The organism is Anaeromassilibacillus sp. An172, assembly GCF_002160515.1.
Lineage (GTDB): Bacteria > Bacillota > Clostridia > Oscillospirales > Acutalibacteraceae > Limousia > Limousia pullorum.
Genome location: NZ_NFKS01000006.1, coordinates 26,405 through 43,073 on the forward strand (window position 1 = coordinate 26,405; position 16,669 = coordinate 43,073).

At 39.5% G+C, this 16,669-nt stretch carries 15 protein-coding genes and 1 tRNA gene; 13 read left to right on the top strand and 3 right to left on the bottom strand.

All coding sequences use genetic code 11. The annotated features are described in order from the left end of the window. Positions 1–44 precede the first annotated feature (44 nt). The 12 genes from B5F08_RS04250 (at position 45) to B5F08_RS04305 (ending at position 12,351) form a co-directional block, all read left to right on the top strand. Entirely contained in the window at positions 45–1,250 is a 1,206-nt protein-coding gene (locus tag B5F08_RS04250) for a DegT/DnrJ/EryC1/StrS family aminotransferase (protein WP_087376706.1), read from the top strand. Then, positions 1,247–1,933, top strand: coding sequence for a sugar transferase (locus B5F08_RS04255; protein ID WP_442856056.1), 687 nt, complete (start codon positions 1,247–1,249; stop codon positions 1,931–1,933). The genes B5F08_RS04250 and B5F08_RS04255 overlap by 4 nt, the downstream gene beginning before the upstream one ends. 31 nt (positions 1,934–1,964) lie before the next feature. Further along, positions 1,965–2,822, top strand: a complete 858-nt coding sequence (locus B5F08_RS04260) for a glycosyltransferase (RefSeq protein WP_087376884.1) — start codon at positions 1,965–1,967, stop codon at positions 2,820–2,822. 73 nt (positions 2,823–2,895) lie between these two features. Further along, positions 2,896–4,428 (top strand): lipopolysaccharide biosynthesis protein, encoded by a 1,533-nt coding sequence (locus B5F08_RS04265; protein ID WP_087376708.1) that lies wholly within the window; start codon positions 2,896–2,898, stop codon positions 4,426–4,428. Continuing rightward, a complete protein-coding gene (locus B5F08_RS04270) occupies positions 4,425–5,522 on the top strand; it encodes a glycosyltransferase (RefSeq protein ID WP_087376710.1) in 1,098 nt (365 codons plus the stop codon). Before B5F08_RS04265 ends, B5F08_RS04270 begins: the two co-directional genes overlap by 4 nt. After that, positions 5,519–6,469, top strand: a complete 951-nt coding sequence (locus B5F08_RS04275) for a glycosyltransferase family 2 protein (RefSeq protein ID WP_087376712.1) — start codon at positions 5,519–5,521, stop codon at positions 6,467–6,469. Before B5F08_RS04270 ends, B5F08_RS04275 begins: the two co-directional genes overlap by 4 nt. 31 nt (positions 6,470–6,500) lie before the next feature. Further along, the gene (locus B5F08_RS04280; RefSeq protein WP_158096214.1) at positions 6,501–7,334 is read left to right on the top strand and encodes a LicD family protein; all 834 of its coding nucleotides are present in this window, start codon (positions 6,501–6,503) and stop codon (positions 7,332–7,334) included. Further along, positions 7,331–8,182 (top strand): hypothetical protein, encoded by an 852-nt coding sequence (locus tag B5F08_RS04285; protein ID WP_158096215.1) that lies wholly within the window; start codon positions 7,331–7,333, stop codon positions 8,180–8,182. The genes B5F08_RS04280 and B5F08_RS04285 overlap by 4 nt, the downstream gene beginning before the upstream one ends. 11 nt (positions 8,183–8,193) lie before the next feature. Next, on the top strand, positions 8,194–9,675 hold the full coding sequence (locus tag B5F08_RS04290) for an O-antigen polysaccharide polymerase Wzy family protein (protein ID WP_087376718.1): 1,482 nt from the start codon (positions 8,194–8,196) through the stop codon (positions 9,673–9,675). Positions 9,676–9,761: 86 nt separating this feature from the next. After that, positions 9,762–10,625, top strand: coding sequence for a LicD family protein (locus B5F08_RS04295; protein WP_087376720.1), 864 nt, complete (start codon positions 9,762–9,764; stop codon positions 10,623–10,625). Positions 10,626–10,628: 3 nt separating this feature from the next. Beyond that, positions 10,629–11,342, top strand: coding sequence for an IspD/TarI family cytidylyltransferase (locus B5F08_RS04300; RefSeq protein WP_087376722.1), 714 nt, complete (start codon positions 10,629–10,631; stop codon positions 11,340–11,342). After that, entirely contained in the window at positions 11,335–12,351 is a 1,017-nt protein-coding gene (locus B5F08_RS04305; RefSeq protein ID WP_087376724.1) for an alcohol dehydrogenase catalytic domain-containing protein, read from the top strand. The genes B5F08_RS04300 and B5F08_RS04305 overlap by 8 nt, the downstream gene beginning before the upstream one ends. Positions 12,352–12,412: 61 nt before the next feature. Here the strand turns inward: B5F08_RS04305 and B5F08_RS04310 are convergent, their stop codons facing one another. Beyond that, positions 12,413–13,897: a sodium:solute symporter family protein gene (locus tag B5F08_RS04310; protein ID WP_087376727.1), complete on the bottom strand. Its 1,485-nt coding sequence runs from the start codon at positions 13,895–13,897 to the stop codon at positions 12,413–12,415. 285 nt (positions 13,898–14,182) lie between these two features. Here B5F08_RS04310 and B5F08_RS04315 point away from each other — a divergent pair. After that, positions 14,183–14,258, top strand: a tRNA-Trp gene (locus B5F08_RS04315). 604 nt (positions 14,259–14,862) lie between these two features. Here B5F08_RS04315 and B5F08_RS04320 read toward each other — a convergent pair. After that, on the bottom strand, positions 14,863–15,402 hold the full coding sequence (locus tag B5F08_RS04320; protein WP_087376729.1) for a hypothetical protein: 540 nt from the start codon (positions 15,400–15,402) through the stop codon (positions 14,863–14,865). A gap of 203 nt (positions 15,403–15,605) precedes the next feature. Then, positions 15,606–16,547, bottom strand: coding sequence for a DUF6304 family protein (locus B5F08_RS04325; protein ID WP_087376731.1), 942 nt, complete (start codon positions 16,545–16,547; stop codon positions 15,606–15,608). Between the last annotated feature and the right edge of the window lie 122 nt (positions 16,548–16,669).

Consider the following 16,669-nt stretch of genomic DNA (forward strand, 5'->3'; position numbering starts at 1 on the left):
AAAAGTAATTTGTTTTCGCTTACGCAAAGAAAGGACGTTTAAAAATGCTAATTCCATTTTCACCACCCGATATTACAGAAGCAGAGATTGCAGAGGTTGTCGATACCCTGAAAAGCGGCTGGATTACCACAGGACCAAAGACAAAACAGTTTGAAAAGGAGATTGCTTCCTTTTGTCACACTGAAAAAGCGGTCTGTCTGAACTCAGCTACTGCTTGTTTGGAAGGAGTGTTACATTTTCTAGGCATTGGAGCGGGAGATGAGGTTATTACAAGTGCTTACACCTATACAGCTTCAGCAAGCATTGTGTGTCATGTAGGCGCAAAACTTGTTCTTGTTGATACTGCTCCGGGTTCCTGCGAGATGGACTACGAACAGCTGGCAGAAAAAATTACGGAAAAAACAAAAGCTATTATTCCTGTTGATTTGGCAGGAGTTGTTTGCGACTATGAAAAAATATATGAAATTGTAAATGAGAAAAAAGCAATGTTCCGTCCTGCAAACAAGGTGCAGGAGGCTATGGGACGTATTGCTGTTATTGCCGACGCTTCCCATGCTTTCGGTGCAATGAGAAAGGGTAAAATGTGCGGAGAAATTGCCGACTTTACAGCTTTTTCTTTCCATGCCGTTAAAAACCTCACAACAGCAGAGGGCGGCGCAGTTACATGGAGAGAAATTCCAAACTACAGCTCCGAGGAGATCTATCGTTTCTTTATGCTTTATTCTCTTCACGGACAGACTAAGGATGCTCTTTCAAAGACAAAAGTTGGACAATGGGAGTATGATATCCTTTTGCCTGGATATAAATGTAATATGACAGATATTATGGCGGCTATTGGTTTGGCACAGCTGAGAAGATATCCGTCAATGCTTGAAAGAAGAAAACATATCGTTTCTATGTATAACAAGGCACTTGAAAATATGCCGGTTAGAGTACTTAATCACTATGATGATGACCATCAATCCAGCGGACATCTGTATTTGGTTTATATGCTTGGCAAGAGTGCAGAGGAAAGAAACCTCATTATTGAAAAGATGGCTGAAAAAGACATTGCAACAAACGTACATTATAAGCCGTTGCCTTTGCTTACAGCTTATAAGAATCTTGGATTTAAGATTGAAGATTATCCAAATGCTTATGATTTGTATAAATGCGAGATTACTTTGCCGCTTCATACAAAATTGACAGACGAACAGGCAGAACGTGTAATAAATACATTTGCAGGCGTGCTCAAGGAGTCGAATAAATGATTATGAAAAAATGGGACAAGCTTCCCGATGTTATGAAAACTGATGAGGTAAAACCGTATTATCTTGCATTGAAGAGGAAAACGGCAAGTCTGATAATCAAAAGAGTGTTTGATATTATAGTTTCTCTTATTCTTTTGATTTTGCTGTCACCGGTGTTTCTTGTAATAAGTATCATGATAAAAACCGACTCAAAGGGGCCGGTCATGTTCAGACAGGTTCGTGTAACCCAGTACGGAAAGACATTCCGTATATTTAAGTTCCGTACAATGGTTACAGATGCGGAAAAGCTTGGCACACAGGTAACAGTTGACAACGACAGCCGTATTACAAAAACAGGAAACCGTCTGCGCAAATGCCGCTTAGATGAAATACCTCAGCTTTTGAATATTTTAAAGGGTGAAATGTCATTTGTAGGAACACGCCCTGAGGTTGAAAAGTACGTAAACTGCTATACTCCGGAAATGATGGCTACATTGCTTTTGCCTGCCGGTGTTACATCAACTGCAAGCATTGCTTACAAGGACGAAGACCGTCTTTTAAAGGACGCTGTTTCCCCGGACGATGTTTATGTTAAGCAAATCCTGCCGGAAAAAATGAAGTATAATCTTGAGTATTTGAAAAATTTCGGATTTTTCTATGATATTCGTGTTATGATTCGAACTGTGACAGCGGTAGCAGAATAAGCACGGTAGGAGATATATGGAGGAAGATCATATGGGAAGAGATGAGAAGTTCCTGCAAACAAAAGAGCCGATTTCCGTTTTAATGTCTGTTTATATAAAAGAAAAGCCCGAATATCTGCGTGAATGTTTTGAAAGTCTTTTGAAACAGACAGTACAGGCAGATGAATGGGTTGTTGTAGAGGACGGACCGCTGACAGATGAGCTGTACAGCGTGCTGGACGAATATGAAAAAAAGTATGAAAACCTTATAAAGAGAGTCCCTCTTTCTGAAAATATAGGTCTTGGACTTGCATTGAAAGAGGGCGTGGTAAATTGCAGCAACGAGATAATTGCCAGAATGGACACAGACGATATCTGTGTCCCCGAGAGATTTGAAAAGCAGCTGAGGGAGTTTCAGCAGGACAAGGATCTTGATATCTGCGGAAGCTATATTATCGAATTTGAAGGGGATGTAACCAATGTTCTGTCGGAAAGAAAGGTTCCCCTTACAAACGAAGAGATTATAGCTTACCAAAAAAGAAGAAGCGCATATAACCATATGACGGTAATGTTTAAAAAGAGTTCCGTGCTTAAAGCCGGAAATTATGAACATGCGCCGCTTATGGAGGACGACATGCTGTGGACACGCATGATACTTTCCGGCGCAAAGGGAAAAAACATTGCAGAGCCTTTGGTGTATGCCCGCACAGGCTTGGCGATGATTGAACGAAGAGGCGGATACGCATATTTTAAAAAGTATAAAGCCAGCAGAAAAAAAGTGTATAAGCTTGGACTTGCCTCTTACGGAGATTATATGTACACATTGGGTGTACAGTTTGTAGTTGCTTTAATGCCGAAAAAAATCAGAAAATGGATATTTATTAAGCTTCTGAGAAAACAACAGGACTGATTAAAAGTCAGTAATTGAAAGAGTTGTTTAAACAATTAAATTTCTGCATTGTTTTTGAAAGGAGTTGATTACTTTGGAACGAACAAGAAATTCCGCAATCAATGCGGTGGCCGCAACTGTTGCGCAGACTATAAATATAGTAATTACATTTGTTTCAAGAAGAATTTTTTTGATGATGCTTGGCGAAACACTGCTGGGTATCAACAGCTTATTTACGCAAATTTTGTCGATGATGTCTTTGGTGGAGCTGGGAATCGGTCCTGCCATTGTTTACAGTCTTTACAAACCTCTTGCAGAAAACGACCGAGAGCAGATCGGCGCAATTATGCGATTGTACAAGAAAATCTACACAATACTGGGATTTGTAATTTTGGGAATCGGATTGTGTCTGACGCCCTTTATTAAAAGCTTTATAACAGGTGATATTTCCAGTGTGGAAAATATCTATCTTATATTCTTCTTGTTTGTTTTGAATTCATCTTTTTCATATTTTAATTCATACAAACAAAATCTGATTATTGCAGATCAGAAAAAATACATCACGATTATTTATCACTACGGCTTGTATGTGGCTATGAACGTACTGCAAATTGCCGTTTTGGTTGCTACAAAGAACTTTATTCTGTACTTAGTTATTCAGATTATATTTACATTACTGGAAAACGTACTGCTTTCCATAAAAACCAAGAAAATGTATCCGTATCTCAAGGAATACAAGGACTGCAAGATAGACGAAGGCATTATGAAGAATATGAAGCGCAATGTTAAAGCTCTTGTTTTTCATAAGGTAGGCGGTGTGTGTGTTTCTTCAACGGACTCATTGATTATTTCCAAGTTTATCGGAATTGTAACGGTTGGTATGTATACAAACTATGTGTATGTAACCAACGCATTTTCAACCCTTATCACACAGCTGTTTTCCTCCATAACCTCAAGTGTGGGAAACTTCAACGCACAGTCCACCCAGGAAGAGTCCTTTGAAGTATTCAAAAAGGTTTACTATTTCAACTTCCTGCTTATGGGTGTAATTTCCGTGTGCGTGTACTGTTTGATAAGCGACTTTATCGCCGTTGTATTCGGTGAAAACATGCTGTTGAGCCAGCTTGTTGTTACATTGCTGGTTTTGAAATTTTACATGACAGGTATGCGTTCTTCTTTGCTGACATTTAAAGAAGCAATGGGTATTTATCACGAGGACCGTTTCCGCCCGTTGGCTGAGGGACTTGTAAATCTGGTGGTTTCCATTATTTTAGCCCCGCATCTTGAGCTTGTGGGCGTTTTGATAGGCACTATATGCAGCCATCTTTTTGTAAATATGTGGATTGAACCTTTGGTATTGTACCGAAACGGTTTCGGAAGAAAAACCGCCAGCTATTTCATTTCCTACACAGTTTATCTTTTGAGCCTTGTGGGCGTATGCGCAGTGACAATGCTTTTAAGCTCCTGGATAGCTGTTACATCATTCTGGATGCTTATTGTCAAGGCAGTGGTTGTAGGTGTGGTTTCCCTTACGCTGATTATAATTGTTTCCCTTATTTTAAATAAGAAAGAGTTCCTTTATTATTTAGATTTGTTTAAGAAGATTATAAAAAGGAGAGCGTTATGAGTAGGAAAAAGCTTGCCGTTGTGATCAACGATATCACCACAATGGGCGGAGTTCAGAAAATTTGCAGTGTTTTGTGCAGTGAATTTGTCCGCATGTATGATGTTACAATAGTAAGTCTGGGAAAGACAAACCAGTCTTTTTATTATGATTTTCCAAATGATATTAAGGTAATATATACAATAAGAGAAAGTGTTAGAATCCGCCAGCTTTTGGCGGATTCCCGCAAAAACCTTAGAAAGGTTTTGAAAAAGAATAAGTACGACTGTGTATTGTCTTTGGGAGTGATTGCAGGCTTCATAACATCACTTGCCAACATCGGAATAGGCAGATACCATGTGTTTGCAGACCATGGCGCCCTTTGCAACCAGCTTGATGATAAAAAGGCGACTTTTTTCAGAAAGGTTACCGCAAAATGCGCCGACCGCATAGTATCTCTTACAAAAACCACAGAGAACGACTATCACAAGATTTTCAAGACCCCTAAGGATAAGCTTTTAACCATACCAAACCCTATAGAGGATAGTTTCCTTAATAGGGATATCCCGTACAATCCCCAAAACGGTACGGTGCTTTCCGTAACACGTTTTTCGGAGGAAAAGGGAATTGATTTGCTTTTAAAGATAGCAAAAAAGGCTGTGTCCATTGAACCTGACCTTAAATGGAAGGTTTACGGGGACGGGCCGGAATTTGATTTTTACAAAGAACAGATAGAAAAAGAAAATTTAGATAAAAATATTTTGCTTATGGGTTCAGCTACGGACTTGAAGCCGGTTTATGAGGACGCAGCGGTTTTTGCTCTCACCTCATACCGTGAGGGATTGCCTGTAGTTTTGCTGGAGTCATTGGCAAAATGTCTGCCTATGATTAGCTTCGATGTAAAAACAGGGGCTAACGAGATAATTGCAAACGGTGAAAACGGTTTGCTTGTCCCCTGCTATGACACCGAGCTTTTTGCCGTTAAAATGGTGGATTTACTGAGAGATTCAAAGCGTTTGGAAGAGATGTCCTTAAATTGCAGGGAATATCAGTCAAAATTTTTGCTTTGCCATGTTGTAGAAATGTGGGACGATGTAATCAGCAGAGGTGGAAAATGAAAATCAGTATTGTAATGCCGGTTTATAACGTCAGCGAATATCTGCCTAAAGCCATTGACTCAGTTTTAAAGCAGACCTTTAAGGACTTTGAACTGCTGTTGATTGATGACGGCTCTAAAGACGATTCAGGCAAAATATGCGATGAATACGCAAAAAAAGATTCAAGAATAACCGTATTCCACAAGGAAAACGGCGGACTTAGTTCCGCAAGAAACTACGGTATAGAACACGCAAAGGCGGAGTTTATAGGATTTATAGACAGCGATGACTTTATCAGCGAAAATATGTATGAGCGACTTTATGATGCGATTACTTCAAATTCAGCCGATATGTCAATGTGCAGAGTGCTGGACTGTTACGGCGGGGTTATTCCAAAGTTTGAATCTTCCGACAAGGTGGAGGTTTACACAAGGGAAGAGGCAATGAAGGAAATTTTGATTGCCGAAAAAGCCAGCGTATGGGCTGTAAATAAGCTCTATAAAAAGAGCCTGTTTGATAATGTGCGCTATCCTGTGGGGAAAATAACAGAGGATGGATTTGTTATTTTGGACCTGCTTTCACAGTGCAGCCGTGTTGTCCTTGTAAATGATGCGGTTTATTATTATATTCACAGGGAAAACAGTATCACCACCACAAAATTCAGCGCTAAAAATTATAACACCATAGAGGCTTGGGAGAGAAACTATGAGATTGTAAAGGAAAACTTCCCTTCCGTTGAATACGAAGCTAAAATGCGTGTTATCTGGGCGTATTTTAATGTTCTTGATAAGATGATTGATTTGAGTGATCCCGAGGACATAAAAAAGCGCCGTGAGATTATAAAATATCTACGCAGTAATTTTTCTTTTATTATGAAATGTCCGTATTTCCATAAAAGCAGAAAGCTTTCAGCTGTGGTTCTTATGGTCAGCGGCGGACTTTACAGAAAGCTTATTGCTTTTAAATAAGAAGTAAACCGATAGAGAAATGAGGTTAAATATGGGTCAGGAAGTAAATCAGGAGCTTAAACAGTTACAGGAACAGCTTGCTGATGTATTGGAACAGATGATTGCTGTATGCAAACGCCATAATATAGATTACTACATGGCATGGGGCAGCTGTCTTGGTGCAGTTCGTCACAATAATTTTATTCCCTGGGACGACGATATTGATGTTTACATCCCTTATTCACAGCTTGATAAGTTTAAAGAATACTGTTTAAAGGAGCTGCCAAAGGATTATTTTTATCAGGATATGGAAACAGATCCCAATTATTTTTTGGTATATCCTAAGGTGAGAAAGACGTCCACAACCTCCATGAATAAAAAGGACAGCGACATTCCTATGAACTGGGGAATAGGAATTGATATTTTCCCGCTCTTTGATGCACAGCTGCCTGAAAAAACAGAAAAAATCCAGAAAAGAGTTACCCTTTTAAGAAGAATGGGATATTTGCCCTACTATGCAATAAAAAAGGAGGGCATCTATCAAAAGGTGATGGCTGTTTTCTATGGTATAGCAGGAAGAAAGAGAAAAAACCGCTGGTGCAAAAAGCTTTTGGACAGCTTTCAGACCACAGGCGATTATTATATGGATATGGAGGGGGACAAGGTTATGTTTCATCCCAAGGAGTGGTTTACTCCCGGATGTGAAAAGCCTTTCGGTTCTCTTACCGTAAAAGTTATGAACGGTTATGACGGATATCTGACGAATGTATACGGCAGTGATTATATGGTTGTGCCGAAAAAAGGCTCTGCCGCTTACTATTCACACGATGGCGTCATTATTGACTGTGAGAAATCATACAAAAATTATTTGACACAGAAGGAATGATTTATTTGAAGAAAATCTCTTTATTGTTAGCTTTTACAATGATTTTATTCTGTTTCACGGGCTGTCAGAGCCAGGAAAACACATCCTTAAAACGTGAAAGACAAAAGCCAAAAGCCGCAAGCGTTGCTTTTTCTTCCGCTATTGAGGAGACAGAGGACGGAGTAAACGTTGTATATCTCGGTGTTGGTGTTGATAAGGACGGTAAGATTACCTATCTTTCAATCAACCTCAATGAATTTAAGGGCGATGATACAAATGTCATGTCCGTAAAGGAGCAGGGAGAGTCCTATGGCTTGTGCTATGAGGGCTATAAGGGCGACTGGAGAGACCAGATGGAGGCCTTTGAGGATTACGCAATAGGAAAGTCCATGACAATAGACCAGCTTCTTGAAACAGAGCTGGATGAAAACGGTGTTCCCGTTGAGGACAGCGACCTGTTTGCCGCATGTGAGATTGACCTGCACCTTGCAATGGAAGCACTTGAAAGTGCAAAGGATAAAATGCATAAGATGGACACATACAGCCCTGTAATTTCTCAGTATGTATACCGTACAGAGGACGGCTTCGAGCTGAGCATTATGCTGAATACCAAGGACCAGTATGAGAAAATAAAATATGTTGAAATAGAGCAGTATGATATAATCGGACATGAAGCTATAAGAAAAAATGAGGAAGAGATTGAAAAGCTTGAAGATGGAATTTTAGGACTTACAAACTACGAAGTCTGCCATCTTGAAACCTATGACGCAGGCGATGGAATACACAATTCACTTCCTATGGAAAACAGCTTCTTGGGAGATATTTCAATAAATATAGGTTTCTTAAAAGAGATGTATAGAAAAATATAGGTGGATAACATATGGACAAACTGAATTTAAAAAAATATTTTTCAAAGTCCGGTGTGATATTCTCAGCTGTATATCTGATACTTTTAGGCACATATTGGTATTTTTCAACTACAGATTTATACAATGTATTGCTTTGCAATTTGCTTTTGATTTTTGCGTGCAATATAGTTTACGGAGCAGTAAATTACAAAAAGAGAGTGATGTTCCTCTTATTTAATGTAATGATTTTTATGTTTCTGCTTTCAAGACCCACTATTTACATGCTAAGACAATCTGCATGGTACAATATATTCGGGCCTACCACAAATATAACAGCCTTAAACTGTATTTTGTTCAGTATGGTTGCATTGCTTTTGGGAACTGTAGCTGCCGAAAAATTATTTCCACGTTTACGCCGAAAAGAGAAAAAAGCAAGAAAGAAGCTTCCTAAGATAGACTTAAAGGTTATGGGTATTATAACCTTTGTGGTTATGGTTGGCTGTTTGCTCTGTTTTGGTATAAAAGAGCTGGACGCCCTGCTGTTTATGAGAGGAAAAGCCTATGAGGCGTATTATTCTGAATATCAGCCGAGAGTTCCTTATATAATCAATCTGGTTGCCGGATTTTACGATTTCAGCGTGTTTGCATTTTTGGCTACAAAACCAAACAAGAAGATAAGCTATGTGGTTTTGGGAGCATATGTGCTGTCCGGTATTCCGATGCTTATTATCGGACTTAGAAATCCGTTTATGCTGAAAGCAGTTTTTGCCTTTGTGTACTTTGTAATACGCAACAGAGAGCGTCTGCCAAAGGGCAAAAAGTGGATTGGAAAGATTGAAAAAGCTATGATAATAATCGCCATTCCTGTGGTTATTTTGGGAATGGGTGTTATGAATTACCTGCGTTCCGGAGAGGCTGTTGACTTAAACCCCTCAGAAATTGCAGTAGACTTTTTGTTTAAACAGGGTACAACCTACGACACTGTGCTTCAGGGAATAGCCTATGAGGACTGGATTCCCGGCGAGCCGAGATACTTTTCTTTCGGCCCTCTTTACGATAATTATGTATACGGCAAACTGGGCAACATTGTTTTGGGAACAGACCCGGACTATATTGGTTCAGGCAACTGCTTTAGAAGTGCCTATAACAGTCACAGCTTTGCCCACGCCATATCCTATGTGGTTCAGGGAAGCAGTTACCTTGCCGGAGAAGGAAGAGGAACATCCTATGTGGTGGAAAATTATGTGGACTTCGGATATGTCGGAGTGTTTATAATAAGCTTCCTATTAGGTATGTTTATAGCCTTCCTATGGAATTTATTCGGGCGTTTTTGGCTTTTGAATACCGTCATACTTGGAGTTTTTGCAAGCCTGCCTCTAATGCCCAGAGAAACAACGCTGTACGCCTTTATGGATGTGCTGGATTACCATTTCTTTGTGTTTATAATCGGCATTGTGGTGTTGTACGGCGCAGTTATGCTTTTAAAAAATAAATTAAAAAAACAGACGGACTGAAAATCATAAATAACGAATAGGGTATTAAATAAAAAAGCAGAAGCCTTGCGGTTTACCTGTAGGGCTTTTACAGGAGGAGAACTGAAATGGGCGAGATTTCTTTACGTGAGCTTCAAAACAAAAGCCTTGAAATCGCTTTGTATTTTAAGGATTTTTGCAACGAGCACGGTCTTTTGTTTTACATGTGCGGAGGATGCTGTATAGGTTCCCTGCGCCATAAGGGTTTTATTCCGTGGGACGACGACGTGGATGTTTTCATGCCGAGAGATGATTATGAAAAGCTCAAGGAGCTTTGGCCCAAATACGCAAATACGGAAAAATATGCCTGCGTTTATGCGGACAAGAACCGTGTTGACGGAAACCTGTTTGTAACAATCCGTGACAATGAAACTACAGCCATTAAGCCCTATCAGGTGGACATGGATATAAGCCACGGCGTTGCGCTGGATGTGCTTCCCCTTGACGGATGGCCTGACGGAAAAATGAAAAGAAAAATGCAGGTGTTCTGGGCTCTTGTTTATTCTCTTTACTGCGCACAGACAGTGCCTGTAAATCACGGAAAGGCTGTTTCAGTTGCAGGTAAAATTGCTTTGATGCTTGTGCCTTCCAAAAAGCTGCGCTACAAGCTTTGGAAGCTTGCGGAACGCAAAATGACAAAATACCCTATAAAGGAATGTAATTACATTACAGAGCTTTGTTCAGGCCCTTATTACATGAAAAAACAATATCCCCGTGAAGCTTTTGACAAGGCAATTTGGGTTGACTTTGAGAATGTGAAAATGCCTATTCCTCAGGGTTACGACGTGTACCTGAGAACCGCTTTCGGCGATTATATGAAATTGCCTCCAAAGGAAAAGCAGAAGCCTCACCACGATGCGATTTTTATTGATTTGAATAACTCCTATAAAAAATATAAAGGTGTTTACTATTTAAAGAGAAAGGATGGATAATATATGATATTCGGAGCAATCCTTGCCGGCGGCGTTGGAAGCCGTATGAAAATTGCCGACAGACCAAAGCAGTTTTTGCCTTTGGGTGAAAAACCTATTCTCATTCACACACTTGAAAAATTCCTGCTGTGCAGCCGTTTTGAGAAGATTTATATAGGCGTTCATGAAAAATGGGTGCTGTACGCAAAGGACCTTATAAAGAAATATATTTCCGAGCCTGAGCGTGTTGAGATTGTTGAGGGCGGAAAAGACAGAAACCTGACAATCATGAGCATTATAGACGGAATTGAAAGAGATTACGGAGCAAGCGACGACCATATCATCGTTACTCACGACTCAGTTCGTCCGTTTGTAAGTATCCGTATTATTGAAGAAAATATCGATGCTGCGCTGAAGTACGGTGCATGCGATACGGTTATTCCTGCAACAGATACTATTGTTCGTTCTGATGACGGAAAGTTTATCACAGAAATTCCTGAACGCAGACTTATGTATCAGGGACAGACTCCGCAGAGCTTTAATATGTCCCTGCTTAAAAACACATATAACTCCCTTTCCGATGAGCAAAAGGCAATTTTGACGGATGCCTGCAAGATTTTGGTTGTTGCAAATATTCCTGTAAGCCTTGTTCAGGGAGATGTTGCAAATATGAAGATTACTGCCATAGAGGATTACCGTGTTGCCGAAGCAATGGCAGGAGGGGAAAAGCGTGATTAATTCTATTTATCAGCTTGTAAGTCCTCACGTATTTTCAGTAAAATACCAGCAGATTGCAACAGAGGAAGAAAAGGTTATAGTTCGTCCCGAGTATATGGCAATATGCCATGCCGACCAGAGATATTACAGAGGACTTAGAAATGCCCGTGACTTGGCAAAGAAGCTTCCAATGGCTTTGATACACGAGTGCGCCGGCGTTGTAATAAAGGACAACAGCAACACTTTTAACGTGGGACAGAGGGTTGTTTTAATCCCAAATGTTCCCGGAGATTCCATAAAGGGAATTTATGAAAACTATGCGCCAAACAGCGGATTTTTGTCCAGCGGAAAAGACGGCTTTATGCGTGAGCTTGTGGCAATAGATCCCGACAGAGTTGTGGCATACGATAAAATTTCACCTACAACAGCCGCCATTACGGAATTTATAAGTGTGGCTATGCACGCTGTTGCACGTTTTGAAGCTTTGGCACATGAGTACAGAGATGATATAGTTGTATTTGGCGACGGAAGCCTGGCATTTGTGGTTTCTTTGGTTTTGAAAAACGCATTTCCAAAGTCAAAGATTACAGTTGTGGGTATGACTCCTAAAAAGCTTGATTTGTTCGGTTTTGTTGACAACACCTACCTTGCAAACGAGCTTCCGGAAAATTACCGCTGTGACCACGCCTTTGAGTGCTGCGGAGGAGAGGGCAGTCAGTCCGCTATCTCCGATATAATCGCCCATATCCGCCCACAGGGTTCAATTATCCTTATGGGAGTAAGCGAAAACCCGGTTCCTATTTTTACCAGAATGGTGCTTGAAAAGGGACTTACCATTGTTGGCAGCAGCCGCTCCGGCAGAGTGGATTTTGAAAGGGCAATAGCCATGATGTCTGACAAGGATATACAGACAAGACTTTCTTCCATTATTCAGGAGGACGAGGCTGTATGCACTATTAAAGACATACACAGAGTTTTTGAAACAGATTTGACAACACCTTTTAAAACAGTGTTTAAATGGAATATATAAAATAAAGCCGCTGTGAGAATTTAACTCACAGCGGCTTTAATATTGGGTTTATATGAATTTATTAAGCAGCTTTTCCGTCGTTTGCCTCAGCCTCAAAGAAAGCCTCGCTGTTTGCAGGTTTTTTTGAAAGAAGTGTTCCGATAACACAGAAGATAAGTGAAGCAATCATTGCGGCTATTCCGCAGGCGGCTGACATTCCTGAGTCAAGACCTACAGCCTTTGAAATTATGGTCAAAACTATTGCCACAATCAAACCGCCTATCATGCCGCACCATGCGCCTGTTTTGTTCATTCTCTTCCAGTAAAGTCCCAGTATGTACGGTGCAAGGAATGAACCTGAAATACATCCCCATGAGAATGACATAAGCAAAAGTATGGGCGACTGCTGTACAGCTATCAGATAAGAGAAGAAAATAAATACAAGGCAAAGAACTCGTGTAAGCACAAGGGCTTTTTCTCTGCTCATTTTTGGGAAAATAACAGATGAGATAATGTCCATGGTTATTGAAGAGCAGGAGGTGAGTGTAATTCCCGAAAGTGTGGAAACAGATGCGGAAAGCACCAAAATAAGCACGATACCCAGCAAAACTGTTGGAAGTGACTGAACCAAAATCTGAGGAACAATCAAGTCGTGATTTCCTGAGGGAACTTCCTCGAAGAAAAGTCTTGAAAGAGAGCCAACGAAGTATGCGCCCACTGAAATTACAAGGCAAAATGCTGTTGAAACGATAGTTCCTGTTTTAATGGACTTTTTGTCTGCAATACCGTAGAATTTGTGAACCATCTGAGGCATTCCCCATGTTCCGAAGCTTGTAAGCATAATAAGACCGATAAGTCCTATCCAGAAGCTTGGAGTTGTGGCGTCCATTCCCGCCTCGTCCATTTTTTCAAGGAGATTTGGAATACCCTCTGTTATTCCTCCCACCTGCTGAGAATTCATTATAAAGAAAATCATGGCGACAATTCCGCCTACCATAACTATGCCCTGGACAAAATCGGCGGTGAGGGAAGCAAGGTATCCTCCCAAAACCAGGTATACTGCGGCGACTATGGCGATAACAGCCATTGCGGTCTGATAGTTTATGCCCAGCACGTTTTCGCACAGGTAACTGAGTCCCGAGTAAACGGAGGCAGAGTATGGGGTCATAAATATGAATATGATAACAGCGGCGTAAACCTTCATGGCTTTGCTGTTGTAGCGTTTTTCAAAAAGCTGAGGCATAGTTTTTATTTTCATTCTGCGTGTTACCGAGCGTGTGCGCTCTGCAAGAAGCTTCCACGCCAGCCATGCGCCGAAAATTGCATTGCCAAGTCCTATGAGAACTGCCCAGAGTCCGTAATCCCAACCGGATTTTCCTGCATAACCTATGAAAAGAACAGCGGAAAAATATGTTGTTCCATAAGCGAATGCGGATTTCCAAGGCCCCGCTTCTCTTTTTCCGACAATAAAGGAAGTGAGGTTTTTAACTTTTCGTGCGCTCATTATGCCTATAAAAGCCATAACAGCGATGTAGATACCCAGAATTAACCAGATTACCCAATCCATAAAATCGTCCCCTTTTCTTTTAAGTGTATACTATATCCGGTAGGTTTATCGATTAAAAGCTTTAAACCGATAAAGTAATGGTGGTATTTTAGCATTATTTCACCTGTTTGTCAAGGGATAACTGCATATTTTTCATAAAAAACGAGAAAAAGAGAGAAAAACTGTAAATGATATTAAAAGGAACGGGATATAGGTAAAATAAATGAAAGAAAAATACAAAAAAGGCTTGACAATTATAGATAAAAAAGGTATAATATCACACGTACCGATTTTCGGGAGATAAATAGGGGTATAGCTCAGTTGGTAGAGCAGCGGTCTCCAAAACCGCGTGCCGAGGGTTCAAGTCCTTCTGCCCCTGCCAAAAACAAAAGCCATTCGTATAAACGGATGGCTTTTTATTTTATATACTCTAAAAATAGAACAGCAGAAGGACTTGAAAGGGCGTTAAGAAAACAGTCCAGTGGACTGTTTTTAGCCCGTAGCGTTTATGGGAGATTTCCAGAAAACGTGAACCATTTTGACGATATGAGGTTAATTTAAAAATAAAACGTATTCTGCCCCTGCCAAAAATAAAGTCATTCGTATAAACGGATGGCTTTTTCTTTATATATCCTAAAAATAGAACAGCAGAAGGACTTGAAAGGGCGTTAAGAAAACAGTCCGAGCAAGGTGATTTAAAAAAAGAGGGTTCAATCCGCCGGAACAATGAAGTTTTGTAAAAATATAAGTCTTGTCCGGCGGAAACAAAAGATTTAGCCCGTAGCGTTTATGGGAGATTTCCAGAAAACGTGAACCATTTTGACGATATGAGGTTAATTTAAAAATAAAACGTATTCTGCCCCTGCCAAAATCAAAACCATTCGCAAAAGCGAGTGGTTTTTTCTTTTTCTGTATAAAAAACAAAAGCCGTCCGTTGTTACGAATGGCTTTTTTGTAAGATGTAAAATTAAAGAAAAAAGTTTTTATTAGGTGGATGATTGTTTTCTGATTTCTAATATTTCCTTGTTAAATTTTTCTAAAAATTCTTCTGAGTTAATCCAGTCAAAATCAAAGCCCGATAAATCATATAACGCCCTTGCGCAGATATACTCGTACATTCCGCTGTCCTCGCTTTTATAAATAATAAGATATAGCGGCTTCATGGCGATATCACCCATACCGACAACTTTTTTATAACGCTCTTTTTCAAATACTCTTGTAAATCCCTCGGTAAACATAATTTCCGGATTTTGCTGTTCTTCTTCTATCACTTCATCGCATAGGGCTTGAAGTTCTGCGGCTATTGTTTCTAAGGTTTCGGTGTCGATATTTTGCATTAGTAATTCTTCGTTGACTCCGTTCTCTGTAATTTCAGGCCATTCTGTTGAGGTTTCTGTGTTGATAGATGCAGACAGGTCATTGCTTTCAGAAGAAGATTGAGTGCTTACTGTATTGTCTGTTTCCTGATTGCAGCCGGAAAACACTAATAATATGCTTAATAAAAATATAGCCGTTATTTTTTTCATTTTAATATTTCTCCAAAGCTTAGATAAACTGATTTACTTTGTATTTTTGCCGTTGCTTTAATTTTAATTACAATGATTTATTTTGTCAATGAATTAAATTATATTAAAAAATATACTGTAGTTTTGGTTTGTTAGTTAATAGCGTTTCCGTAAACAGATTTTGTGAATAATCTCATAAAAGAATGATTAAAGATATCATGGTATCATTTTTTATATTTATCTAAAAAATAAAGAAAATCGTTGTATGTGAAAAAATCCTCTGTTTGTATTTTGTAATCATTGCAGCAGAATGTGCTTTTTCTCAGGCGGTTTTGTCTTTCTTTTTCTATATCTGCGGTGTAGCGGCATACATCCCCGCAGTTTTTGATTGTCACTTCCTTTGTGCAGAAAATTTCATCCGGATAATTTCCGTAGGGACAAAAATTTCCGTGGCGGCAGGTTACACAGCATTTTATGTAAACGCCCTTTGGAAGCTGGTTTTGCATTTCTGCAAAAAGCTCGTCAAAATTATAATATCTTTTTTGTGAAAAGTAGTTTTTACCGTCAAACGCAAATGAAAGACAGGGTTCTAAGTCCTCGGAATATCTGCCATCGTATTGAACAGTTGCCTCCACTGTTTTTTCACCTTCTTGAGTCATAAGAATAAGCGTATCTGTAATATTATTCTCATACTCATACCATGCCGGTTTTACAAATTCTTCCCATTCCACTAAGATGTTGGAAGCGGTACACTCTGCTGAAAACACGCCTTGCGGATAAATAATTTCTAAGAAATACAGGCTGTCGTTTTTTTCGAAACAGTTGAAACGAAGCCCTTTTTCCTTAGTGTTTTCTAAAATAGTGTTAAACTTTTCTTCGGCTTCTGTTCCATAAAGGAAGATATCAGTAATTTTTGTTTCTGTTTTGGTGTTAGGGTCATATTTTGTATACCCCAATTCTTTATATGATTCAATTTTAAAATCTTGAAATGTTATCTTAGCAAGTGAAAGCTCCATATCCAAATTAAATGGATTGTTTGCAGAATTTTTGTGTATACATAAATACATTGTTTTAAGAACAAGAGCTTCTTTTTCTCTTAGGCTTGAAATAATAGATGTATCGTGAAATTCAAAGTCGCCGGTTTGATTTTTTGATATATATCTCATTTGATTCCACCCCTCTTTTTGAATCTATAATAATATATCGTGTGATTATTTTCAATAATATATATTATAAAAACAGCGTCAGCGGACTGGTTACAATTCAGTCCGCTGACGTTGTTTTTTGA

Bases quoted from the DNA above. Each gene is read 5' to 3' on its own strand.
- B5F08_RS04250 (WP_087376706.1), top strand. From the start codon at position 45: ATGCTAATTCCATTTTCACCACCCGATATTACAGAAGCAGAGATTGCA.
- B5F08_RS04255 (WP_442856056.1), top strand. From the start codon at position 1,247: ATGATTATGAAAAAATGGGACAAGCTTCCCGATGTTATGAAAACTGAT.
- B5F08_RS04260 (WP_087376884.1), top strand. From the start codon at position 1,965: ATGGGAAGAGATGAGAAGTTCCTGCAAACAAAAGAGCCGATTTCCGTT.
- B5F08_RS04270 (WP_087376710.1), top strand. From the start codon at position 4,425: ATGAGTAGGAAAAAGCTTGCCGTTGTGATCAACGATATCACCACAATG.
- B5F08_RS04275 (WP_087376712.1), top strand. From the start codon at position 5,519: ATGAAAATCAGTATTGTAATGCCGGTTTATAACGTCAGCGAATATCTG.
- B5F08_RS04280 (WP_158096214.1), top strand. From the start codon at position 6,501: ATGGGTCAGGAAGTAAATCAGGAGCTTAAACAGTTACAGGAACAGCTT.
- B5F08_RS04285 (WP_158096215.1), top strand. From the start codon at position 7,331: ATGATTTATTTGAAGAAAATCTCTTTATTGTTAGCTTTTACAATGATT.
- B5F08_RS04290 (WP_087376718.1), top strand. From the start codon at position 8,194: ATGGACAAACTGAATTTAAAAAAATATTTTTCAAAGTCCGGTGTGATA.
- B5F08_RS04295 (WP_087376720.1), top strand. From the start codon at position 9,762: ATGGGCGAGATTTCTTTACGTGAGCTTCAAAACAAAAGCCTTGAAATC.
- B5F08_RS04300 (WP_087376722.1), top strand. From the start codon at position 10,629: ATGATATTCGGAGCAATCCTTGCCGGCGGCGTTGGAAGCCGTATGAAA.
- B5F08_RS04310 (WP_087376727.1), bottom strand. From the start codon at position 13,897: ATGGATTGGGTAATCTGGTTAATTCTGGGTATCTACATCGCTGTTATG.
- B5F08_RS04320 (WP_087376729.1), bottom strand. From the start codon at position 15,402: ATGAAAAAAATAACGGCTATATTTTTATTAAGCATATTATTAGTGTTT.
- B5F08_RS04325 (WP_087376731.1), bottom strand. From the start codon at position 16,547: ATGAGATATATATCAAAAAATCAAACCGGCGACTTTGAATTTCACGAT.